Annotated in this window: 15 protein-coding genes; all 15 read left to right on the top strand. The window is 51.2% G+C overall.

Translation table 11 applies throughout. The features are described 5' to 3' along the window. The first annotated feature begins 34 nt into the window (after positions 1 to 34). The 15 genes from FMS18_RS11690 (at position 35) to FMS18_RS11620 (ending at position 23,643) form a co-directional block, all read left to right on the top strand. Positions 35 to 517: a MarR family transcriptional regulator gene (locus FMS18_RS11690; RefSeq protein WP_163294705.1), complete on the top strand. Its 483-nt coding sequence runs from the start codon at positions 35 to 37 to the stop codon at positions 515 to 517. Positions 518 to 675: 158 nt separating this feature from the next. Beyond that, entirely contained in the window at positions 676 to 4,659 is a 3,984-nt protein-coding gene (locus tag FMS18_RS11685; protein WP_163294703.1) for an acyl-CoA dehydratase activase, read from the top strand. A gap of 19 nt (positions 4,660 to 4,678) precedes the next feature. Next, complete coding sequence (locus tag FMS18_RS11680) at positions 4,679 to 5,281, top strand: class I SAM-dependent methyltransferase (RefSeq protein ID WP_163294701.1); 603 nt, start codon at positions 4,679 to 4,681, stop codon at positions 5,279 to 5,281. 17 nt (positions 5,282 to 5,298) lie between these two features. Beyond that, positions 5,299 to 5,850, top strand: coding sequence for a hypothetical protein (locus tag FMS18_RS11675; RefSeq protein WP_163294699.1), 552 nt, complete (start codon positions 5,299 to 5,301; stop codon positions 5,848 to 5,850). 202 nt (positions 5,851 to 6,052) lie between these two features. Beyond that, on the top strand, positions 6,053 to 7,606 hold the full coding sequence (tssA, locus tag FMS18_RS11670; protein ID WP_163294697.1) for a type VI secretion system protein TssA: 1,554 nt from the start codon (positions 6,053 to 6,055) through the stop codon (positions 7,604 to 7,606). A 45-nt stretch (positions 7,607 to 7,651) separates the two neighbouring features. Then, on the top strand, positions 7,652 to 8,134 hold the full coding sequence (gene tssB / locus FMS18_RS11665; RefSeq protein WP_163294695.1) for a type VI secretion system contractile sheath small subunit: 483 nt from the start codon (positions 7,652 to 7,654) through the stop codon (positions 8,132 to 8,134). Between the two features lie 11 nt (positions 8,135 to 8,145). Beyond that, positions 8,146 to 9,627 (top strand): type VI secretion system contractile sheath large subunit, encoded by a 1,482-nt coding sequence (tssC, locus tag FMS18_RS11660; RefSeq protein ID WP_163294693.1) that lies wholly within the window; start codon positions 8,146 to 8,148, stop codon positions 9,625 to 9,627. A gap of 83 nt (positions 9,628 to 9,710) precedes the next feature. Continuing rightward, the gene (locus tag FMS18_RS11655) at positions 9,711 to 10,193 is read left to right on the top strand and encodes an Hcp family type VI secretion system effector (RefSeq protein WP_163294691.1); all 483 of its coding nucleotides are present in this window, start codon (positions 9,711 to 9,713) and stop codon (positions 10,191 to 10,193) included. 164 nt (positions 10,194 to 10,357) lie between these two features. Then, positions 10,358 to 10,777: a type VI secretion system baseplate subunit TssE gene (gene tssE / locus FMS18_RS11650; protein ID WP_136674171.1), complete on the top strand. Its 420-nt coding sequence runs from the start codon at positions 10,358 to 10,360 to the stop codon at positions 10,775 to 10,777. 216 nt (positions 10,778 to 10,993) lie between these two features. Beyond that, a complete protein-coding gene (tssF, locus tag FMS18_RS11645) occupies positions 10,994 to 12,724 on the top strand; it encodes a type VI secretion system baseplate subunit TssF (RefSeq protein ID WP_163294689.1) in 1,731 nt (576 codons plus the stop codon). Beyond that, positions 12,688 to 13,728, top strand: coding sequence for a type VI secretion system baseplate subunit TssG (gene tssG, locus FMS18_RS11640; protein ID WP_163294687.1), 1,041 nt, complete (start codon positions 12,688 to 12,690; stop codon positions 13,726 to 13,728). The genes tssF and tssG overlap by 37 nt, the downstream gene beginning before the upstream one ends. Next, complete coding sequence (tssH, locus tag FMS18_RS11635) at positions 13,725 to 16,415, top strand: type VI secretion system ATPase TssH (protein ID WP_163294685.1); 2,691 nt, start codon at positions 13,725 to 13,727, stop codon at positions 16,413 to 16,415. The genes tssG and tssH overlap by 4 nt, the downstream gene beginning before the upstream one ends. 21 nt (positions 16,416 to 16,436) lie before the next feature. After that, positions 16,437 to 18,722 (top strand): type VI secretion system Vgr family protein, encoded by a 2,286-nt coding sequence (locus tag FMS18_RS11630; RefSeq protein ID WP_163294683.1) that lies wholly within the window; start codon positions 16,437 to 16,439, stop codon positions 18,720 to 18,722. Between the two features lie 26 nt (positions 18,723 to 18,748). Beyond that, positions 18,749 to 22,582 (top strand): DUF2169 domain-containing protein, encoded by a 3,834-nt coding sequence (locus FMS18_RS11625; RefSeq protein WP_163294681.1) that lies wholly within the window; start codon positions 18,749 to 18,751, stop codon positions 22,580 to 22,582. After that, positions 22,579 to 23,643 carry a pentapeptide repeat-containing protein gene (locus FMS18_RS11620; RefSeq protein ID WP_163294679.1) on the top strand — a complete coding sequence of 355 codons (1,065 nt, stop codon included), beginning with the start codon at positions 22,579 to 22,581 and terminating at the stop codon, positions 23,641 to 23,643. Before FMS18_RS11625 ends, FMS18_RS11620 begins: the two co-directional genes overlap by 4 nt. The last annotated feature ends 4 nt before the right edge of the window (positions 23,644 to 23,647 follow it).

Here is a 23,647-nt window from a genome sequence, read left to right as displayed (position 1 = left end):
GACAGAGATAGTTAAGTGCCTTTATCAAAATCATATGGACAATAAAGAAGAAGAGATCCGTTACATGACTGGCAGGTTGACCCGTATAATCAATAAGCACAGCAGGATTGAGGAGCAGCCCATAGTCCTCGGCGATGGGCTGGAACTTACCCCGCGGGAAATTCGCTGTTTGCACGCCATTGGCCTCAATGAAGGTGCTAATTTGAAGAGCATTGCTTCCGTGCTGGGGGTGACCAAGAGCGCGATCTCGCAGATGGTCGGGAAATTGGAAAAACGTGGGGTTGCCCGTAAGGAACATGCTCCTGATAACCGCAAGGAACTTCTGGCTCGACTTACTGATAAAGGTTGGGAAGCTTTTAACATTCATCAGGAATTTCATGAGCGGCATATGGCTAATCTGAAAGATCGACTGGGTGAATTCACAGATCCGCAGCTGGCTACGGCTTCGGCTGTACTTGCGGTGGTGGAGACCGTGGTGGATGACCGGCTGGCTGAAATGTTCGGGAAGAAAGCATAGATTTGATACGGTCCGCGTTATTTATGAGGTGGCGCGTATCGGGCGATCCATGCACCCCCAGTATGGTTACGCCTCCCTGTGAGACCAGTCTGTTGTGTGTAATGCAGATATTTTTTTGCTACAATAGTTAAGCAGCTTAATTAAAATAGGAGAAAAGAATGAACAGCATAGGTATAGACATTGGTTATTCCTCGGTAAAAGTGGCTGTTCTTGATGAGCAGCGGAAGATAATTGCAAGAAGGTATATGCTTCATAAAGGGCGTCCGGTTCAGGTTCTGAGCCAGATGTTGGATGAGCTGAAGCAGGAGTTTGGTACAGAGACACTTTACGGGGCAGTAGTCGGGTCCGGTGGGAAGATTTTCTCAGAAGAGGGTCAGGTTTATGGTGCTAACTATCTGGCTGCTGCGGTGGAAGGAGCACGATTGCTCGCTCCCGCCTGCGCGTCGATTATCGAGATCGGTGGGCAGCGGGCCGGTTTTATTACCGGGTTTAGCGCGGCGAAGAAGGGGGGCATTGAGTTTTCACTTAACCCTGATTGCTCTGCCGGGACAGGCTCATTTCTCGAAGAGCAGGCTTCGCGCATAGGTATTGAGATTGAGGATTATTCTCGTATTGAGGCTGAGGCAAATTCAACCCCCAGAATTGCAGGGCGATGCAGTGTTTTTGCCAAGACCGACATCACCCATCACCAGCAGGAAGGGGTATCTATTCCGGATATTCTGCGCGGGCTGGCCTATGCTACAGCCAGAAATTACCGCAATGCGGTCATGCGCGGGTTACCCAAACGTGCCCCGTTCTTTTTTGCGGGGGGGGTATCACGGAACAAAGCTATCATTTCTGCTCTGCGTAAGGTGCTGGATTTAGATGATGACCAGTTAGTAGTTCACCAGCAAGGGAAGGTTGCCGGAGCTGTGGGGGCAGCGGTTATTGGATTTAAAGAACTAAAAACAGTGAATGTCGCGCTGTTGCTGGATTCCCTTAAAAAGCGTCGCGGGCCTCTTTTTTGTGAAGAAGATAAGGTCGTTTTGCCTGCCCTGTCTGGTTATGGAGTTGCAGACGTTACGGGCAAGCATATCTGCCGGAATATCTCTATGGAAACAGATCCCGTGGATTGCTGGGTCGGAGTGGATGTGGGGTCCACCAGTACCAACGTAGTGTTGGTTGATTCTGATAACCGGGTGCTGGGTTACCGCTATTTGCGTACTGCGGGTGATCCGGTCAAAGCGGTTAAAACCGGGCTGGCCGAGCTTGGAGATGATTTTGCCGGGAAAGTTAATGTTCTCGGCGCGGCAACCACCGGTTCTGGACGTAACATGACCGGGCGGCTTATTGGCGCGGATATAATCAAAGATGAAATCACTGCACAGGCCCGGGCTGCGGTCAGCTTTTGCCCGGATGTGGATACGGTCTTTGAGATCGGCGGGCAGGATTCAAAGTTCATTTCCATTAAGAACGGAGCTGTTTCAGATTTTCAGATGAACAAGGTCTGCGCCGCCGGAACCGGCTCATTTATTGAGGAGCAGGCTAAAAAGATCGGCATTGCACTGGATGATTACGCGGATATTTCTTTCAGGAGTGAAGCCCCTCTTAATCTGGGTGAACGCTGCACCGTGTTCATGGAAACCAGTATTGCCGCACATCTCGCGCAGGGTGATCCAATTGAAGATATTGCAGCCGGGCTTTGCTATTCCATCATTAAAAATTACACCAACCGGGTGCTCGGCCGCAAAAAAGTAGGGAAGAAAATCCTCCTGCAAGGCGGGGTGGCCTATAATCAAGCCATTATCAATGCATTTCGCGCTGTCCACGGCATGGAAGTACAGGTGCCGCCATTTTTCAGTGTTACCGGAGCTGTCGGCGCGGCTATCATTGCCCGCGAAGAGATGGAAGGGGCAACATCGTTTAAAGGGTTCTGCTTGGAAAATGAGCAGCCGGATTTAGTAGAAGTTGAAGCCGAGCCGCAATTCGCTCCCGGTTCATTCAACAAGCAGGTGCAGGACTTTATTTTCCGCGACTATGACGGAGTTGTTGATCCCCGGAAAAAGAGTGTGGGAATGCCCCGCGCCCTGTTCTCCTTCGGTATGTTCACCATGTTTCATACTTTCTTCAAGGCATTGGATATGAACGTGGTCCTTTCCGATTTCACTTCCGGGGAAACTATCAGGATGGCTCAGGAATACGCACTTGATGAAACCTGTTATCCGGTCAAGCTGGTCAACGGTCATGCTGCAGAGCTGGTTAAGCGCGGAGTTGATTATCTTTTTTTTCCTGATCTTTTCACTGCTTTCCATCCCAGCTCCAAATCCCGTCAGAACTACGGATGCCCTTACATGCAGCTGGCTTTTAAAATTGTCAGTGAAGCCATGAAGCTTGACGATAAAAACATCAAGCTGCTGGCTCCCACCCTTGCTTTCAGTCAGGGGCAGGAGTTCGTGCAGTCTGAATTTATGTCCTTGGGGAGGCAGCTGGGTAAAACCCCGGAAGAGGCGGGGGCCGCCCTTAAAGCTGCAATGGAGGCGCAGCATGATTTGTTGAAGCGGATGAAAGAAAGGGGATGGGAAACTTTGAATTCCCTTGATCCCAACACCAAGGCTTTTGTGCTTATTTCCAAGATATACGGAGTGGCCGATCCGGTGCTGAATATGGGTATCCCGGATAAATTAGCTGAAATGGGCTATCGGACCATTCCCCTCTATGATCTGCCGGAATCGGATATTTTCATGGAGCATCCCAATATGTTCTGGCCTTTTGGTCAGCACATGTTGGCCGCTGCCAAGCTGGTGGCCAAGCATCCTAATCTCTACCCCATATTCCTGACCCACCACGGCTGCGGACCGGATACGGTCTTTGCCCATTATTACGGGGAAATCCTGAAGGATAAACCATCCCTGACCATTGAGGTGGACGAGCATTCATCCAGCGTGGGTGTACAGACCCGGGTGGAAGCATTTGTGAACAGTTTGAGCAGGGTGCCGGAGCGCGAGGCTCTTGCAGTGGAGGAATATGTGAACATGGGCAGTGCTGATCCGGTGAATATTCTGACTGATTATTCACAGCTCGGTTCCCGTCCTCTGTTGCTGCCGGACCTTTATCCTTATTCTGATATCGGCTGCGCCGTACTTAAGGCCGGCGGGATTGATGCCCGGGTTATCCCTGCCACTTCAAAAGAGTCTGTGGATGTAGGGAGCAGGTATTCTTCCGGTAATGAGTACTTTTCCCTGACAGCTCTGCTGGGGGAGGTGCTTTCTTCCTTGCAGAAGAATATGGGCGCAGTCAGTCCGGCTGTACTAATCCCCCAGAATGAGGGAGCTGAAGTGGACGGTCAGTACAGCCGTTTTATGCGCTGCGTATTTGATCAGGAAGGGCTTGAGGATGTGCAGTTGATATCCCCGTTTATGGAAGAGTTGCGCATGCTCAACGATGACGATGCCCGTATGCTTTTTCTCTGCCTGCTGGCCGGCGATCTTGTGTTGCATGCTCCTGCTGAGTCGCGTTCGGATACCCTTGAGTTTTTGCTCCGGCTTGCCTCACGCGGTCAATTGAACATTGAGAAGCTTGAATCAACTGCCCGGATCATTCGTGAAAGTCTTGCTTTGCAGGATCATGAGGGTGCAATCATGGCCATTGGTGAGCCATTGGTCCTTTATAAATCCGCACTTAATGACCATATTTTTAAGAGGCTGGAAGAACAGGATCGCCGGGTGATTTACGCTCCTTTGAGCGAATATGTCTGGAATCTCTGGTATGACTATTACAATTTCAACAAGGTTGATTCCCATTCGTCCATGCGCAGCAATATCGCCCTGTTCAAGGAATATATGGAAAGGATTTCAGAGCGGCTGGGCGAATTCAGCCATTATGAAAGCAATTTCGGCTCCCTTAAGAAAACCGCTGACCGGGGGCTTGGATATTATTCCGGTGGATTCGGCCGTTACCGGGGAGCCAAGATCATGGAAAGGGTGGCCGGGGTGAAAGGAGTTATCTCGGTTACTTCCATGTACGAGAATACCGGGATCAGCCTCGGTATCCTAAAGGATCGCCTTGATGACAAGCCCTATGCTCCGATTTTGTCCCTGACCTTTGACGGTAACCGGAATGAGAATAACAGGCTCAAAGTGGATTCCTTTCTATACAATCTTTAACCGCAGCAAAGAGGTTACAATGAATAAAGAACATAAGGCCGGAAAGCATTGTCACGGCGGGCATGGCCGTCATAGGCGGGGGCCCACCAGTTACGGCATGCATGATTCAAGTCTGGTCTTCAAAACTCTGGCTCTTCAGGATGGGAATGTTTTCCTGGATCTGGGGTGCGGTCCCGGAGATTACTCGATTCATGCCGGGCTCGAGGTGGGACCATCGGGCAGGGTTTATGCTTTTGACAGCAATAACGTGATGCTGGAGCATGTCAAATTGCAGGCTGAGGAGAACGGACTGAAGAATGTCAGCACCTATCTTGGTGATATGACCGGTAAGTTTCCTTTTGAGGATGGCAGCGTGGATACCTGCTTCATGAGTACTTCCCTGCATTGTATGAACCTTGAAGAGTATGGTGAATCTGTTTTTACAGAGGTCCGCAGGGTTTTGAAAACTTCTGGGCAAGTGGCTGTGCTGGAATGCAAAAAAGAAAGGACCGATTTTGGTCCGCCGTTACATATGCGTATCTCCGGTGAGGAACTGAGGGTTCTGATCGAACCGCTCGGCTTTACTGAACTACATTATATAGATCTAGGGTTTAATTATTTAATTTGTTTTAGAAAAGTTTAATCCTGAAGAGGGGAAAAATGAAGATTCTCAATCTTTACGGTTCACTTAACGGTCAGACCGAAAAAGTAGCCCTTGAAATCGAAAAAGCGGCAGTTCAGGCCGGGCATAATGTCAGCACAGTCAATCTTAAAAAGGAAGGTGTCCTTTTCGATTTGCTGAATTACGATTTCACATTCATTGGTTCCGGGGTTTATACTTGGCTTCCGGGAAAGTCCGTGCAGGACTGGATCAACAGACAGCTCGCCTACGCCCGTGAAAAGAACCTGATTCTTCCCGGATCACCGCGTATTCCCGGAAAATTTGCCTGCGTTTACTGCACTTATGCAGGGCCGCATACCGGGGAGGCTGAAGCTGTGCCGGCCATTAAGTACATGGGGCAGCTCTTTGATCATCTGGGTATAACCGTGGCTGATGAATGGTCGGTCATAGGTGCTTTTGTCCCGGAAAAGATGCAGCATTTCAACATCAGCGGACGGCTGGGAAATATTGAAGGCCGTCCCAATGCCGATGATTTGAAACAGGTCCGGGAAAAAACGATCGGGTTGTTGGGATCTTTGCAGTCTGCATAGTTTATTTAAATATTATCTCTCGTCGGTTTTGGCATTATCTTAAGCCCCGTAGTATTTTCACATAGCGGGGCTTTTTTACTCCGTTCTTTGTTTGCCACTATGCGTATGTATGTTATGCTTTTTGGGGTCTCTGGTCTGTTCGTAGAATCTTAGGACGAAATATCCATCTGGTATTCAGTACGTATTCGATAGCGGAGGAAGCATGGAACTACTCGATCTGGGCAGGAAGCCTGTCAGCGAAGAACATCCGGCCGGGGCAGATGCCCGTTACGAGCCGGAGTACGACCGTTTGCAGCAGGAGATCGACAAACTTGCCAGTGCCACTGCGGGCGGAGCCGTGGATTGGAAACGGGTGATCAAGCTCGGTTCGGTTATTTTGAGCAGCAAGTCCAAAGATTTAAAGGTCGCTTCATATCTTGGTGTGGGACTTTTACACCTTAAAGGAGTCGAAGGTCTTTCCGCCGGGGCGCAGCTTCTGCTCGATTTGATTACTAATTTTTGGGACACACTTTATCCGGCTAAAAAACGTATGCGCGGCAGATTCGGGGCCATCAGCTGGTGGGTTGAGAAAGCTGAAAAATATCTCAAAAAATATGACGGGGGTGAGCTTTCCAAAGAAGTAGTGGATCTGCTGGATAAGCGCATCACTGAGTTAGATGCGGCTTTAGCGGAAAAATCTGAAGATGCGCCAGTATTGAGGGATTTGTCCGGCTATGTTCGCCATCTGCCTGTAGTGGCGGAGCCTGAGCCCGAACATCCCGCTTCTGTCGGGGAAGGGGATGGTTCCGGCTCGGCTGCATCCACCGAAACTGTTCCTTCTGCTTCTTATGTTGCGTCTGGCGTAGGCAATATAAATTCTTCCGAAGAATATTCCGCCGGGTTTAAAGCCATGCTTTCCTCTCTCGGACCTCTTTCGGAATATCTTCTCGTGAATGATCTTGCCGCTGCTGAGGGCTATAGGTTGCGGCGCATGTCCGCGTGGATGCCTATTTCCTCCCTTCCTCCTGCGCAAAACGGGCGGACCATGGTTCCTGCGCCGGACGGCCCGGTCAAAGATTCTATTCTCAGCCAGCTTCAAAAGTCTGATTTCGCAGGGGCCTTGCGTGAGGCCGAGTCCCGTGTCGGGGAATATCTTTTCTGGCTCGATTTGAGTCGCATGTCAGCTGAGGCCCTTAAAGCTTTAGGTGCTGGATACGTCGAAGCACTGACCGCCCTTGAATTGGAAACGGAAATTTATGTGCAACGTCTGCCCGGTATGGCTTCCTTGAGCTTTGCAGACGGTACTCCTTTTGCTGATCCCAAGACCCGTTCGTGGTTGCAATCTCTTGGCAAAAGCAAGGGCGGTGCTCTCGGGACAGAGGATAAGGCGGACAAAGTTTCTGAAATAATGGCTAAAGCGAACCAATTTGCAGCGGATAAAAAAATGTTCGAGGCAGTTTCTATCATTTGTGATAGTATCAATACATCTCCCTCTTTGCGCTCTGTTTTTCGGCTGCGTTCCGGGTTGACCGGATTGCTTACGGCAGAGGGACAGGCCGGAGTGGCCCATGTGCATGCAGTTGAATTGCTGGAACAAATTGACAGTTCCGGCCTTGAGCAGTGGGAGCCGGAACTTGCTTTATCCGGTTTGCTGGCTGCCTACGGGGCCATGGTTGCCGAGGGCGGACCGGAATCAGCAACAAAGAGTGTTGAAATTTTACAGCGTATCAGCAGGCTCAGTCCTGTTGAGGGGTTGAAGATTAACGGAGTTAACTAGACGGTTTGGACTGTTCCCAGAAACTTTTCAGCGGAGGTCTTGAATATGGCTAAAGAAGGTTCCGTAGCTCCCAAGGAGCGGGTCAACATTGTTTATAAGCCTGAGACTGGCGACGCGAAAGAAGAGGTCGAGCTTCCTCTCAAGCTGCTCGTGGTCGGAGATTTTACCCAAAAAGATGATGATCGTATGGTCGAGGACCGCGATCCGGTGAATATCGACAAGGATAATTTCAACGAAGTTCTCAAGGCTCAGGATCTGGAGTTGAACATGGGTGTTGAGGATAAACTCAGCGGCGACCCTGACGCGCAGATGGCGGTTAAGCTCAAGTTTGAAAGCCTCAAGGATTTCGACCCGGACCGGATTATCAGTCAGGTTCCGGAACTTCAAAAACTCATGGAGCTTCGTGAAGCCCTGAAAGCCCTGAAGAGTCCGCTCTCCAATGTGCCGGAATTCAGGAAAAAGGTTCAGGAACTGGTCAAGGATGACGGCGCGCGTGAAAAGCTGCTCAAAGAACTTGGAATCGAGTAGGGGGAATATCCATGGCAGAAGAAAAACTTGAACAACAGCAGGCTGCGCAGTCCGCTGCCGAAGGTTCGCTTCTAGATGATATTGTGGAGGCCACCAAACTCAAGCCCGAAGATGAAGCCTATTCTGTGACCAAGGCGGGCTTGCAGGCTTTTCTTGAGGAAATGGTCAAGCCGGAACGCGAAGGAGCCAAGATTTCCGGCAATCTCGTGGATGACATGCTGGCCCAGATTGATGGAAAATTATCCGCCCAGATGGACAGCATTATGCACAACAAGGAATTCCAGAAAATGGAATCCTCGTGGCGGTCACTCAAATTCCTGATTGACCGTACTGATTTTCGGGAAAATGTGCGTATTCAGATGATGAATGTTTCCAAAGAGGACCTGCTTGATGATTTCGATGATGCACCGGAAATTACCAAATCCGGTCTCTACAAGCAGGCCTATACCGCGGAATACGGTCAGTTCGGCGGGCAGCCTTTCGGGGCTATTATCGGTAATTATGATTTTGGACCCGGCCCGCAGGATATGAAACTGCTGCAATATACTGCTTCGGTTTCTGCCATGTCCCATGCGCCGTTTATTGCCGCTGCCGGTCCGAAATTTTTCGGTATTGAAAAATGGAGTGAGCTACCCAATCTTAAGGATCTCAAATCCATTTTTGAAATGCCGCAATACGCCAAGTGGAACTCTTTCCGCGAGTCGGACGATGCCCGCAATGTGGGGCTGACCCTGCCTAAATTCCTGCTGCGGCTTCCTTACGGACCGGAAACCCTTCCGGCAAAAAGTTTCAACTATCAGGAGTCTGTTTCCGACGGAGATGATGACTTTTGCTGGGGCAACACAGCTTTTGCTTTTGCCTCCAAGCTGACCGATTCATTTGCCAAGTACCGTTGGTGCGCAAACATCATAGGTCCGCAGGGCGGCGGGGCCGTGGAAGACCTGCCCCTCTACCAGTACGAGGCCATGGGCGCGGTGCAGACCAAGATTCCCACGCAGGTGCTTCTTTCCGAGCGCAGGGAATTCGAGCTTGCCGAGGAAGGATTCATCGGTCTGACCATGCGCAAAGGCAGTGACAATGCGGCGTTCTTTTCCGCTAACTCCTGTCAGAAACCGAAGTTCTTCGGCACCAGCAAAGAAGGCAAGGAAGCCGAGCTTAATTACAAGCTCTCCACCCAGTTGCCTTACATGATGATCATGGACCGCTTGGCCCACTACATCAAAGTTATCCAGCGCGAAAATATCGGTACATGGAAAGAGCGTGGCGATCTTGAGCGCGAACTGAACACCTGGATTTCCCAGTATGTCACCGAGATGGACAACCCCGCACCCAGTGTGCGCAGCCGCCGTCCCTTACGTATGGCCAAGATTGAGGTCAGCGATGTGGAAGGCGATCCGGGCTGGTATCAGGTTTCCCTGAAGGCCCGCCCGCATTTCAAGTACATGGGTGCTTCTTTCACCCTCTCATTGCTGGGTAAGCTGGAGAAGGAATAGTTAGTCGAAAGAGTCCGGCTGCCGTACCCACGGCAGCCGCTGAAACGGTCAACCTTTAATCATGCATTTTGAGGAGAAGGGTTATGGCACTTACTTCGTATATGAAGGTAACAGGAAAGACTCAGGGACAGATCAAGGGTGATTGTACTCAGATGGGCGATAAAAAAGATACCATGCTTGTTTATGCGCTGGATCACAATGTTGAAATTCCCAAGGATACCCATACCGGGCTTCCCACCGGGCAGCGTATCCACAAACCGTTCACCGTGACCAAACACGTGGATAACGGTTCCCCTAAACTGGCTCAGGCCTGCTGTAAAGGTGAGCAACTCACTGTTGAAATCGACCACTACCATATCGATGCCACCGGAATTGAAAAGAAGTACTACACCATCAAGATGGAAGAAGCGATCATCGTCAACCTGCACAACTATAAGCCGGTGACTTTCCTGCCCGACAACAAAGGGTATCACGACATGGAAGACGTCAGCTTTACCTATTCCAAAATCACATGGACCTACGCTGACGGCAATATTGAATACACTGACGACTGGAAATCCAGTTAGTTGATGCGCTCTGCGCTATTGATGAGGAAAAGCCTCCGGCGGCCTCGCGGGGCGCCCTGCCGGGGGCCTCAAACCCTTTGGAAAGGGTTTAAGGATCCCAAACTTTTTAGTTAGGCTTCGCCACTGTGTTTTGGACATTGTGGCGTGATTTGGAAGGGGGAGCTTTGACCACTCAGCGACTTCTTGAACGTATCCGTTTCATGGAAGAGGACCCGGATTGGCGGGATTCTGCCGAGCCGGGGCAGGTGGTCAAGTCTGTGCTGGATTACCTGCGCATGATCCTGAATACCCGGCAGGGTAATGCCCAGATCGCGCCCGATTTCGGGGTCCCGGATTTTACGTCCATGATCGGGGCCACCGGGTTGGATGCGGTACGCTCCATTGAGGAGTCCATGACCGAGGTTATCCTAAAATATGAACCCCGGCTGGCAAACGTGAATATAGAATTTGTTCCCATGGAGGATAACCCGCTGGCTCTGCATTTCAAGCTGCAAGCCAAGCTGGCCTTAGAGGGCCAAGACATGCCCGTAGTATTCGAGACGGTTCTCGATCCAGACGGACAAATTTCAGTGAAAGATAACTAGCTGCCTCCGGCGGCCCTGCCGGGGGCCTTAAACCCTTTTGCAAAAGGGTTTAAGAATCCCAAAACCTTTTGAGTGTTTAGTGCCCGGTTTATAAGCATTCGCTACTTTTGGCATCACAAGGCGGCGAAGCCCTATTAAAAGTTTTTGAAGAGTCCAGAGAAACTTTTTCCAAAAAGTTTCTCTGGCCCTCGGAGAGCCGCCGGAGGCATCTTAAATATGATAGAAAAGTATTATCAGAGGGAACTGAGCCATTTGCGCGAATTGGCGGTGGAATTTTCCAAAACCCACCCCGCGCTGGCTCCCATGCTGACCGGACCGGGCGCCGATCCTGATGTGGAGCGGCTTCTGGAAGGCTCGGCATTTCTGTCCGGCATGATCAACCAGAAGCTGGACGATGAATTCCCGGAGATAGTACACGGTCTGGTGCAGCTGATTTTTCCGCACTATCTGCGGCCTATCCCTTCCACTACGATTATTAAGTTTAAGCCCAAGCCGAGCTTGATGGAAAGCATCCGAGTTCCCATCGGCTCGCAGATCGCTTCAATCCCTGTCAGCGGCGTTCCCTGTACTTTTTCCACCACTTATGACGTGGACCTGCACCCCTTAAGCATTACCGGAATTGATCTGGTTAAGGGGGCCGGAACTTCGGGAACTTTGACTATTAATCTGGAACTTACGGGTATCCCTTTGGATAAATGGGAGAACTCCAGTCTACGCTTTCACTTGACCGGAGACGCGGCTAACGCTTCCATGCGTTATAAATTTTTGTTCAATTATATCCGGGAGATTCAGATAAGTTCTGAGGATGGAAGCCTGTGCATATTGGGGAAAAACAATTTTAAGGCTGTGGGGTTTGAAGATGAAGAAGCTTTGCTGCCTTATCCCTCGCAATCCTTTCCGGGCTACCGGATTTTGCAGGAATATTTCATCCTGCCGGAAAAATTCCTTTTTTTTGAAATTACCGGGCTGAATAACTGGCGCAACCGGGGCGGAGGATCAAAGTTCAAGATTGTTCTGGAACTGGAAAAAATTCCTCAGACCTTTGACCGCTTTACCAAGGAAGATCTCTGTTTGTTCGCTACTCCGGCGATCAATTTATTCAAACGTGATGCCGAGCCGGTGATTCTGGATCATAAGAGGCCGGAATATCAGATACGTCCGTCCGGTGATTCCGGGGGCGATTATCAGGTTTATTCTGTGGATTCAGTGGTGGGTTACGTGCAGGGTACGGTGGAAGAAAAACCGTATAAGCCATTCCATATGTTTAATCCGCAGGCCGGGGAAATGCCAGTGTATACGGTACATCATCGCCGCTCTCCTGTCCGGGACAAAACCGATATTTTTGTTTCCGTGGCCTATCCGGCGCAGGGGGATGAGCCTGCGAATGAAACCCTTTCCATGGCTTTGACCTGCACCAACGGAACCCTGCCGGAAAAACTGCGTTACGGGGATATCAGCAAACCGACCGGAACTTCCCCGGAGCTGGCCTCGTTTGAAAATATCCGCCAGCCCACTTCCCCGGTACAGCCCCCGCTGGGCCGCAACCTGCTCTGGCGGCTGCTCTCGCACCTTTATCTAAATTATCTTTCCGTGGCTGATGTGGAGAGTTTGCGGGCCATGGTCAAGCTTTACATTTTTACCGATACCCGTGACCGGGGTTCGGTGGTGGCCAATACCAAAAGGGTGGAAGCCATTTCCGGCATGGATGTAAGCGAGGGGGACCGTCTGGTGCGTGGGCTGGTCATGCGCGGGCGGGAAATTAAGATGTCGCTCAGCTGTGACGGCTTTGCCAACAGCGGCGATCTTTATCTGTTCAGTTCAGTGATGAACCGTTTTTTTTCGGGCTATGCCTCGGTGAATTGTTTTACCCGGCTGACCGTTGAGGACACCTTAAACAAGGAGCTGTACAAGTGGGCTGCGATGATCGGAAACCGTCCGCTTCTGTAACCGGGAACCTGTTCGATAAACCGACCGGGTATTCCTTTTTTCAAGCCATCCGGCTGTTGCGGCTGCATTCGCATACCTGCACGGGCAAGGAGCTTGAAGAATTTTTCCGTGATCACCTGCGGGTGCGTCCGCAGCTCTCCCTTGGTTTTCCGGCTACCGATCTAACCGACATTGAACAGAAAGAAGGGGACAACGGCGACCTCTACCATCTTGAAGCCACTTTTCTGGGGCTTTACGGGGCATCTTCACCGCTTCCTGTTTTTTATACTGAGGAATTGCTGTCCGAGGCTTCCGATGACAAGTCAGTTACCCGCGATTTTTTGAATATTCTGAATAATAACGCATATGTGCAATTCTTCCGGGCCTGGAGCCGTTCCCGGCTCATGATCAAAGCAGTGGATGAGCAGGACCATTCATGGCTGGAACGGCTGGACAGCCTGCTCGGCTACGGTCATTACAAGGCTTTTTCCCATGTTCCCCCGGAATGCCGCCGTTATCGCCATATCGGTCTTTTGACCCAGTACCCGCGCAGTGCACTGGGTCTTGAAACTCTGCTTAAAGATTCTCTGCAACATGACAATATCCATGTGGAGCAATGCGTGTTGCGCAAGGTCAAAATTCCCGAAGATCAGCGTTTTTGTCTCGGGGAAAATTCCAATGCGCTGGGCGAGCGGTCATGGATCGGGGAAGAGCTGGAAGACCGCAACAGCAAGTTTGCAGTGCATTTGCATAATCTTGATTCAGGACGTTTTCACCAGCTGCTGCCCGGAGACGGCAACGGCAAGAAACTGGATAATCTGGTGCGTGGCTATCTGGTGGAACCGTTTATGTATGATCTGGTTCTTGAAATGAAGCCCGGTGAGGCCAATACCGCAGTGCTCGGTGGTGAGGAATGGTCCGGCCTTGGTTGTGATACCTGGGTTTTTGCCGGGGATCATCTGGAACATGCAAAAGCGTCTTTCCCCAATAAGGGCGGACACATCCAAGAGAGGTATGAAGCATGATCAATGTCGATATAAGAAATTTGCTTTCAAAGTTGGACACCTTTTGCACTAACGCACTGCACAACGCTGCGGGCCTTAGTGTTTCGCTAAGCAATTACGAAGTTTCGGTGGAGCATTTTTTCCTCAAATGTATTGAGGAAGTGAACAGCGACCTACCGCTTATCTTCCGTCAATACGGGGTGGAATCCCCGCGGGTTACAGCCGCGCTTAGTGATGTGTTGCAGGATTTCAAGACCGGGAATTCCGGCAAACCCGTGTTCTCACCCATGCTGCTGGAGCTTTTTGAGGATGCATGGCTGATTTCATCGGTGGAGCTGGGCGAAACCCGCATCCGTTCCGGGGCCGTGCTGCTGGCCTTTTTGGGCAAACCGAATTTTTATGCTTCCGGCAATTATGGTGATCTATTTTCAGCCATCAACCGTGAAATCCTGCTTAAGGAATTCTGGACCGTGACCAAAGCGTCGGTGGAATATAAAATGCCGGCAGCCGCACCGGGAACTGGTGCAACCGGACCGGCTAAAGGTGAGGGTGGATTCATTGAGCGGTTCTGCATCGACTTCACTGCCAAGGCCCGTGAGGGCGGCATTGATCCGGTTTTCGGACGTGACCCGGAAATGCGCCAGATGGTGGATATCCTTGCCCGCCGTCGTAAGAACAATCCTATTCTGGTGGGTGAACCCGGCGTGGGTAAGACTGCGGTAATTGAGGGAATGGCCCTGCGTATCACCGAAGGTGACGTGCCGGAAGTCCTGAGTGATGTAACTTTGCTCGGTCTGGACATGGGCTTGCTTGAAGCCGGAGCCGGGATGAAGGGAGAGTTCGAGAATCGTCTCAAGGGCGTCATTGATGAGATTAAATCCAGCGAAACACCGATCATTTTGTTCATTGATGAAGCGCACACCCTTGTGGGAGCCGGAGGTTCCGCCGGGGGCGCGGACGCCGCCAATCTGCTCAAGCCTGCACTGGCCCGCGGGGAGCTGAAGACCTGCGCTGCCACCACATGGACCGAGTATAAGAAATATTTTGAAAAGGACCCGGCTCTTGCCCGCCGTTTTCAGTTGGTCAAGTTGGATGAACCTTCGGTGGATACCTCGACTATCATTTTGCGCGGGCTGCGTGAAAGCTACGAAAAAGCACATAACGTGATCATTCGTGATGATGCCAACGTGGCGGCGGCAGTCTATTCCGACCGTTATATTGCCGGACGTTTCCTGCCGGATAAAGCCATTGATCTGCTGGATACCACCTGCGCTCGGGTCAAGGTCAATCTCTCGGCAAAGCCCGGACGGCTGGAAGATTGCCAGCGTATTGTACAGGCCCTTGAGAGGGAAAAGAAGGCCGTGGACCGGGATCGCAGTAACGCAGTGGAAGTGGATGAAGATCACTACAAAGAGCTTTTAGAACAGATTGAAGACAAGAATGCTGAGGCCGCAGAAATCAGCGAAAAGTGGCTCAAGGAAAAGGACGCCGCACACGCAGTGCTGGATGTTCGGGCCCGGATTCAGGAAGCACGTAATGGTGATCCTGTTGCTGTAGAAACAGGCGAAGGCGAGGCCATCGAAGACAATGTTGTTGGAGGCGGAGATACACTCACCAAGCTTAAAGAAAAATTAGACAAGGCCGATGCAGCTTTAGCCGAACTTCAGGGCGATGATCCCATGGTCCAGATTGAGGTTACCCCTGATCTGGTGGGCCGCGTTGTTTCCGATTGGACCGGAATCCCGGTGGGCAAGATGGCCCGTGACGAGGCGGCTACTGTTGCCGACCTTGATGAAAAACTCAATGTGCGCATCAAAGGACAGGATCAGGGGCTTGAGGCAATTGCCGAGGTCATCCGCGCTTCCAAGGCCGGGATCAAGAACCCGGACCAGCCCATTGGTGTTTTCCTGCTGGTCGGTCCTTCCGGTGTGGGTAAAACCGAGACCGGACTTTCGCTGGCTGATCTGCTTTTTGGGGATGAGCGTTCCGTAGTCACTGTGAATATGAGTGAATTTCAGGAGAAGCACACTGTTTCCCGGCTGATCGGTTCCCCTCCGGGCTATGTGGGTTACGGCGAGGGCGGCATGCTTACTGAGGCCGTGCGCCGTCAGCCTTATTCCGTGGTTCTTTTGGATGAGGTGGAGAAGGCCCATCTGGATGTCATGAACACCTTTTATCAGGTCTTTGACAAAGGCGTGCTCACCGACGGCGAGGGCAAGGATATCAACTTCAAGAATACCATTCTCATCCTGACTTCCAATCTTGGCACGGACGTTATTCAGGAAATGACCGCTGAAGGTGAGGACGAGATGCCCATGGATGCGGTGCTTTCCGCAGTGCGGCCCATTCTTTCCCAGCATTTCAAACCCGCCCTGCTGGCCCGCATGAATGTGGTGCCGTTCTTCAGTCTCAACCCCGAAGCCATGAAGCTGATCACTAAACTCAAGCTGGGCAAGTTGGAAAAAATGCTTCTTGCCAACAACAAGATGAAGCTGAGTTATGACGAGGATGTGGTGGAGCAGATTGCGGCCCGTTGTACCGAAGTGGAAACCGGGGCCCGCAACATTGAATACATTTTGAACGGCAATGTGCTGCCGAAGATGTCAAAGGAAATCCTGCTGCATATGGCCGAGGGCGGTATGCCTGCGGCAGTGCATCTGGGTGTGGACGGGGACGGTTCCTTTAGCATGGAATTTTCCGCTGAATAAAGAGCATGAGAGGGTAGTTTTATGGCAGATAACTCCAAGCCCAAATTTGTTTTTGAGTCCAAGGGTGCAGATAAGAATACCTTCAGCGTAGTCCGCTTTAAGGGGGCTGAGGGGCTTTCGAGCATTTACCGTTTCAGCATTATGTTGATTTCGGATAAAAATGATCTTGATATAGGTTCAATTCTCCAGAATCCGGCGGAATTCACCATCAAACGCGATGACGGGGATATCCCGTTCAAGGGCATGCTCAGCTCCTTTGAGCAAATGCATCAGGTGGGGAAGATGTGTTTCTACCGGGCTGAGCTGGTGCCCAAACTCTGGTGGGCCACCCTGACTCATTGCAACCAGATTTTTCTCAATGAGAATGCGCAGGGCTTCCTCGGCGACGTACTCAAGAAAGCTGGACTTAAAGAAGGTCTCAGCTTTGATTTCAAGCTGCAAGGTTCTTATCCCTCTTGGGAATATATCTGCCAGTACGATGAATCCCATTTCAATTTTGTTTCCCGCTGGATGGAACGGGACGGCATGTATTACTATTTTGAGCAGACCGATCAGGGTGAAAAGATGGTCATCACCGACACCCACATTTCCCATTCTCCCATGAAAGAAGGGACCAGTTTGACCTATTCCCCGCCCAGCAATCTTGACCACACCCATCGCGAAGAGATCGTCAAGAATTTCATGCTCAAGCAGCAGCCTTTGCCCAAAAAAGTGCTGCTCAAAGATTACAATTACCGCAAGCCCAGCCTTGAAATGAAGGCAGAGGCCATGGTCTCGCAGCAGGGCATGGGGGAAATCTATCTTTACGGCGAACACTTCAAGACTCCGGGGGAAGGAAACACGCTGGCCCAGATCAGGGCGCAGGAATTTCTCTGCCGGGAAAAGGTCTTTCATGGTGTGTCCACAGTTCCTTACATTCGCACCGGGTACATTTTTGAGCTGAAGGATCATTACCGTCAGGATTTCAACCAGCGTTATCTGACCACGGAAGTTGTTCATGAGGGCAGTCAGGAGGCCTATCTTGTTTCCGGTCTGGGTCTCAATCTGGCTGAAGATGAGGATCGGCTCTACTACCGCAATTCATTTACCTGTATTCCTGCCAACACCCAGTTCCGGGCCGAGCGCAAGGCTGTGAAGCCGAAGTTCTCCGGGACTCTCAATGCCAAGATCGATGCCTCCGGCAGCGGACAGTATGCCGAGCTTGACGGTGATGGTCGTTACAAAGTGATTATGCCTTTTGATGAGTCCGGGCGCAGTGGCGGCAAGGCCACCACATGGTTGCGCATGGCCCAGCCTTATGGTGGTTCCAACCATGGCATGCATTTTCCTTTGCACAAGGGGACCGAAGTGCTGATCACTTATATTGACGGGGACCCGGACAGGCCTCTCATTCAGGCTGCGGCCCCCAACCCTGAGAATCCAAGTCTGGTCAAGGATTCCAATCAGACCATGTGTCAGATTACCACCGGAGGGCAGAACCGTATCCATATGGAAGACAAGGAAGGAGGACAGCGTATACTGATGCATTCTCCCAAGTCCGATACCTGGATTCGGATGGGTACGCCCAATGATCCGCCCGCTGCGGCAGATGAAAGCGGCTGGGAGCGTGAAAATGAAGGCGGAGAAGCTCAGGACGGCTGGAAACTGCATACCAAGGCGCATATGGAGGTTTTCGCCGGGTCCTCCGCTGAAACACTTATGGGGAACGAGTTCAAATTTGTGCTCGGCTCGTCAGAGTTGGTCAATGTAGGTAACGACACAAAGATGTTTGTGGCCTTAAAGGAAGATGTCATTGCCGGATTGGAATCAACCTTCAAGCTTGCCGGGCTTATTGAGTGTACGCTTACAAAAAATGTTCTGGTCTTGGGTACTGCCCGTAAGCTTGAGACCGAGCGCGAAGAGCTGATGGCCGACCATAAACGTATGTCAATCGACATGACCAATCTTAACGCCACTTGCGCGGATATGAATGGTGAACTGACTTCTCTGCGTGCGGACCACAGCAATCTTGTGGCGGATCATTCCGACCTTAAGGGTGCTACCCAGCAGCTTGCCGGGGAAGCTTCCAAACTTGCCGGGGAAGTGGAAAATCTCGGCGGGCAGATGACCGAGGTGGCGGGAAGTGTTTCCAAGGTTTGCGGTGAGGTGACCAAGCTTGCGGCTGAGCGAAATGATGTAAATGGTGATGTCATAGATACTGCTGGCAACAGGACCGGGCTGGTGGGATCTTTGTCCACCGTATCGGCTGAAGCCAGCAGCATTTCAGGGGAAATGAACAACATTGCCGGTCTGATCAGTAATATTTAACCGTTAATCTCTAGCATCGGAGTGTCATGAAGATATTCAAGGAAAAGCAGCATTCCTTTTTTCCTCGCCCGCTGGGCATTCGGGATAAATATTACCTCAGTGTCGGGGTTATGGCTTTTTTTGACCTTAATGATCCCGACAGCCTGCTCGATGAACAGGAACTCTGGAAAACCGTACCCACGCAGCTCGGACCTAAACCTATTATTGATCAGGGTGTGCCCAAGCCGCGTGGTGAGTTTTTGGTCAGTGGATCGTGTTTTGCTCCGCGCGGGCAGTCCCGTCCGGCCTCGCAGGTGCAGGTGCGGATAGGGGACAAGGAAAAAAAGCTCAATATCTTCGGGGACCGTTACTGGAAAAAAGGTTTGTTCAGCGAACCTGAACCATTTGTGGAAATGCCCTTGGTCTGGGCTAATGGTTTCGGTGGGCCGGATTATCCTAAAAACCCATTGGGTAAAGGCATGGGCAAGGTTCTCATGCATGATGGTTCCGAGGCTGTTCCCCTGCCGAATATCGAGCTGCCGCAACAGCAGATAGGTTCGCCTTCCCAGAAACCTGACCCGGCAGGTTTTGGCCCGCTTGATCTCATGTGGCCTCAGCGGGCTCAGAAAAACGGCACCTATGATGAAAAATGGAAGAATGAACGCTGGCCATTTTTCCCTGATGACATGAATTACGAATTTTTCAATGCAGCCAGTGCAGATCAGTTCATGGACGGTTATTTCAAGGGCGGTGAGCCTGTTGAAATTAAGAATATGCACCCGGATTTCCCGCTCATTGAAAGCGCGCTGCCCAGTTTGCGCATGCGCTGTTTTGTGACCGTGAATAAGAATTTTAAGCCGCACAAGTTTCCGGTGGGGCCACTGCCATCCCACCAGATAAGCGAAGATGAGGAGTTCCGCGAAGTTTCCACCCGTTTGGAAACAGTATGGTTTTTTCCTTCGATCATGCGCGGGCTCCTCATCTATCGCGGAACCACCGAAGTTGTGGACGATGAAGGCGCGGATGTGCTGCGGGTTATGATCCGCCATGAAGAGCAATCCACTGAGCCAAAGCCCCTTGAGCATTACCGGGACTTGCAGATCAAGCTTCTTGATCGCGGGGTGGACATTGATATGTCCAAGGCTGAAGAGGCCATGCAAAAGGCCAAGAAGACTCTCGTAAAAGTCAAGAATATTCCTAAATTCGCTGATGAAATACGCCAGAAAGCCCTTGGCAACCGTCCTGCCATGCCCATGCAGGACCCGGAAGAGGTAGTGGCCGGGGCGCAGAAGATGATTGCCGGTCATTACAAAACCCTGGACAGTCTGGAATCCATGGCCCGTAAGGCCCATGCCGAGCACGGGCATCTGGTGGAAATTAACCTCGGAGTATTCGATAAATTTCGAGGTAAGATTGCAGATCTTGAAAAGAAATTGAGTGCTACCGGAGCAAAGTTCTCCGCTACCAAGAAACAGCTTGAGGCAAGCCGCAAAGCTGCGGTCAAGGAGTCTTCTGCTAAGCTGAAAGGGATTAAGCCGGAATATCTCAAGCAAAACGGGCTTGACCCTGATGAGCCGATCTCTGCTGAATTTCCTTTCCATAAAAAGGTTAATCCGTGGCATGATCGGGGCTTCCCGCTGGTTGTGCGCTGGCGCAGGGCACTTGAAAATGACCGCGAGAGTATGAAAAAACTCACAGACCTCGGCCTTGATCGTAAAACCATCAAGCGTATGTGGCTGGGCGTGAATGATGAGGGCCTGACCGAAACCCCGGCAGACTGGGGGCTGGACGGCGATGATGACTTTAGCGTTCCCGCAGGGCTGGTGTTGCCCCGGTTTGACGGCCCGGTGCTTAATCATATCAAGAGTAATCCGGGTAGATTTGCAGAAGGCAAAGAACTGCTTGTTCCCGGTTCAAATGAAGATGCACTCTTCCTGCCCAGCGCGACACTCATTGATCTTCCGAGCATGGTTGCGGCTGCTGCGGCTCCGGTCGTCTGCGTGGCTGACGAGTTGCAAGCCATGTTTATGGAACAGAAAGTGGGAGATTTTTGCTCCATCCTGACCCTTGGATCCCCCAAAGACAAGCCGGGCAAGGATGCGGCTAAGGAATTGAAAAAAGCTCTCGCTGTTTTGATTGTCCGCCCTGAAAAGTGGAGTGATGACAGAGATCTTAAAGCAGGGTGGGCCGATTGGAAGTCAGCACTTAAGACTGCTCAGCCGCTGGAGCTTGAGCATGGACGTACTGTTTTTGAATCAAGCAAAAAGGGCAGCGATATCCGGCAATGGGTGTTGGATCATCTACCTGAAGAATATGGGGCGGAGCATTCAATCTCCATGTCCATGCCCGAAAAAGGCAGCCCCCCGGATGAAAATTTTTTGAAAGGTTTTATGCCCCCGTTCCCGGATGTGAAAGGTTTGGCAAAGGGCATCCATGCTGAGGTCAAAAAGAGTATGGAAGCTAAATTCGCGCCGCTCAAGGCAGAGCAGGAGACCCTGCTTATCAAGATGCGTGAGAAGGCCGTCAAATATGCCAAGTACGGGACTGATCCATCAAAGGTTGTTCTGGGGGGCGCAAAGCCGAAGCAGTCCCCCGCAGAGCTGGGTAAAGATATTGCCGCCAAGATCAGAAGCCGGGCCGCTGATTTGAAACAACGCAACCTGCTTAGCCCTGAAGTTGCCGCAAAAATGGAAAGCGAAGCAGCTAATGCGGAAAAAGCAGGTGCAAAGCTTGATGCCCACAAGGCGGACCTGCTCAAAAAGTTTGAGGCCAAAAAGATCGAACTTGCTGAAGGACTTAAAAAACTTGAAGCAAAAGAATTACCTGATGATGCCGCTGCCAAACTGGCGGAACATGGTTTGAGTGCCGACTCCCTGCGTGTGCTGACCCGTGAGGAAGTCCAGCGTTACCACGAGCAGGGTAAATCCCTTGTGGGAGCAGTGCTTTCCGGGGTGGATCTTTCCGGTCTTGATCTCAGCAATGTCGATTTGAGTAAATGCCAGCTCCAAAAAACTAATTTTAAAGGCACGATTCTCGATGGCTCAAAGCTGATTCAAGCTTTGGGGGTTGGGGCCGATTTCAGCAAAGCTTCCCTCAAAGGGGTGGATCTTGGACGCGGGGTATTTAGTAAAGCCCTGTTTAAAGAGAGCGATCTCAGCGGGACCATTGCCGCGCAGGCGATTTTCAAGGGTGCGGATTTTTCCAAAGCCGTGCTGCATGATGCCAATTTCGACATGGCTATCCTTGAGAAAACTGATTTTACCGAAGCTGATCTCAAGGGTGTGCGCATCAATATGTGCATGATCAGCGGTAGGGCGGATCGGTCCGATTTCAGCCAATCGACCATCAAAAAATCCATCTTCAAATCTTCTTCACTCAATCATGCAAATTTTAGTGAAGCCTCGGTTAACGAGTCGTTGTTCAATGATGTTGAGGCCCACAAAACCGACTTCACTGACGCTAACCTTGATAAACTGCGCACCGGACGTAATTCTCAATTCAAGGATTCGGATTTCCGCAACGCGACCCTGCGCGGCGCGGCCCTGCGTGAATCAGATTTTACGGGCTCTGATTTCCGGGGTGCGGATTTTGAGAACGGGCTGATCGATAATTCGCAGCTGGTCCGGGCCAATCTGAACGGGGTTTCCGCCAAGGGTGCGCGTTTCACCAAAAGTAACCTTGAAGCCGCATCCATGCGGGCAGCCAATATCCACATGGGCGGTATGCGCAAAGCCCGGCTGGTGGATACCGACCTGCGCGGCTCTAACCTTTTTGCAGTGGATTTCTACAAATCCGTGCTTGGTGATACCCGTTTTGAGGCTGCCAATTTAAAGCGCAGCCAGCTGCATGGTAAACTCGAACTGCTGGATGACGACTCATGAGCATATTGAATCGCGAACAGATACTTGCGGCAATTGCCGATAACCAGACTCTGCGCAATGTGGATCTTTCCGGGGCCGACCTTTCCGGCGCGGACCTTACCGGGGGGCGTTTCCACAATGTGAAGTTGCATGGTGCGGACCTTTCAGGTGCCAATATCCTCAAAACCGGATTCAAGAATTGTGAATTCAACGAGGCCCGTTTTGATGGAAGCGACCTGACCAAGCTTAATTTCCAAGGTATGAACTTTGCCGGGGCTTCTTTTAAGGAAACAAAAATCCACATGGCTATGCTCCAGAAGGCCGATTTCAGCGGGGCTGATTTTTCCGGTGCGGAATTAACATGGTCCATGGCCCAGCATTCAAATTTTAAAGGCGCGAATATGCGTTCCATGAAGATCGTCAAAACTGTGCTTTCTCATTCCGATCTGGACGGGGCTGACTTCTTTGGAGCGAATCTGGACCGGGTAGTTTTCAACGGCTCTTCCTTTAAGGGCACGAAATTCAAGGGCGGAACCTATTTCAAGATAATGATGCGCGAGGCGGATTTGGAGAATCAGGATATTTCCGGACAGCTTTTTTCGCAGGTGCTGTTGGATAGTGCCAACCTGCGCGGGGCCAACCTCTCCGGGGCCGACATGACCATGTCCAATTTTATGGGCGCGGACCTCACCGGGGCCGATCTTTCCGGGGCAACATTGCGGAGTTGCATGTTTAGCGGAGCTGTTTTGCGTGAAGCGGATTTCAGCCGTGCGGATCTGACCAAGTCTTATTTCGGCGGGGCTGATGCCACCATTGCCGATTTTACCGGGGCAACCATGGTGCATGCCATTTTTGCCAAGGCGATTTGTCAGGCCACTAAATTTGTCGGAACCAGTTTGCAGCATTCGGATTTTTCGCATGCGGACCTGACCCATGCGGATTTCAGCAGGGCTTCCATGTATCGGGCCAAGCTGCATCGTATAATTGAGAAAGGCACGCACTGGGATGGTGCGTCCCTGATTATGCTGCAAGGCACGGATAAAGATATGGAAGAAGCCGAAAACTGGGTGCACGGAGGATAAAGGA

This window comes from Desulfovibrio sp. JC022 (genome assembly GCF_010470665.1).
Classification (GTDB): Bacteria; Desulfobacterota; Desulfovibrionia; order Desulfovibrionales; family Desulfovibrionaceae; genus Maridesulfovibrio.
Note: the sequence above shows the minus strand (reverse complement) of the source record. Positions and strands in the feature narration are given on the sequence as shown.

Bases quoted from the DNA above. Each gene is read 5' to 3' on its own strand.
- FMS18_RS11685 (WP_163294703.1), top strand. From the start codon at position 676: ATGAACAGCATAGGTATAGACATTGGTTATTCCTCGGTAAAAGTGGCT.
- FMS18_RS11655 (WP_163294691.1), top strand. From the start codon at position 9,711: ATGGCACTTACTTCGTATATGAAGGTAACAGGAAAGACTCAGGGACAG.
- tssB (WP_163294695.1), top strand. From the start codon at position 7,652: ATGGCTAAAGAAGGTTCCGTAGCTCCCAAGGAGCGGGTCAACATTGTT.
- FMS18_RS11625 (WP_163294681.1), top strand. From the start codon at position 18,749: ATGAAGATATTCAAGGAAAAGCAGCATTCCTTTTTTCCTCGCCCGCTG.
- FMS18_RS11680 (WP_163294701.1), top strand. From the start codon at position 4,679: ATGAATAAAGAACATAAGGCCGGAAAGCATTGTCACGGCGGGCATGGC.
- FMS18_RS11630 (WP_163294683.1), top strand. From the start codon at position 16,437: ATGGCAGATAACTCCAAGCCCAAATTTGTTTTTGAGTCCAAGGGTGCA.
- FMS18_RS11675 (WP_163294699.1), top strand. From the start codon at position 5,299: ATGAAGATTCTCAATCTTTACGGTTCACTTAACGGTCAGACCGAAAAA.
- FMS18_RS11690 (WP_163294705.1), top strand. From the start codon at position 35: ATGGACAATAAAGAAGAAGAGATCCGTTACATGACTGGCAGGTTGACC.
- tssH (WP_163294685.1), top strand. From the start codon at position 13,725: ATGATCAATGTCGATATAAGAAATTTGCTTTCAAAGTTGGACACCTTT.
- tssA (WP_163294697.1), top strand. From the start codon at position 6,053: ATGGAACTACTCGATCTGGGCAGGAAGCCTGTCAGCGAAGAACATCCG.
- tssF (WP_163294689.1), top strand. From the start codon at position 10,994: ATGATAGAAAAGTATTATCAGAGGGAACTGAGCCATTTGCGCGAATTG.
- FMS18_RS11620 (WP_163294679.1), top strand. From the start codon at position 22,579: ATGAGCATATTGAATCGCGAACAGATACTTGCGGCAATTGCCGATAAC.
- tssC (WP_163294693.1), top strand. From the start codon at position 8,146: ATGGCAGAAGAAAAACTTGAACAACAGCAGGCTGCGCAGTCCGCTGCC.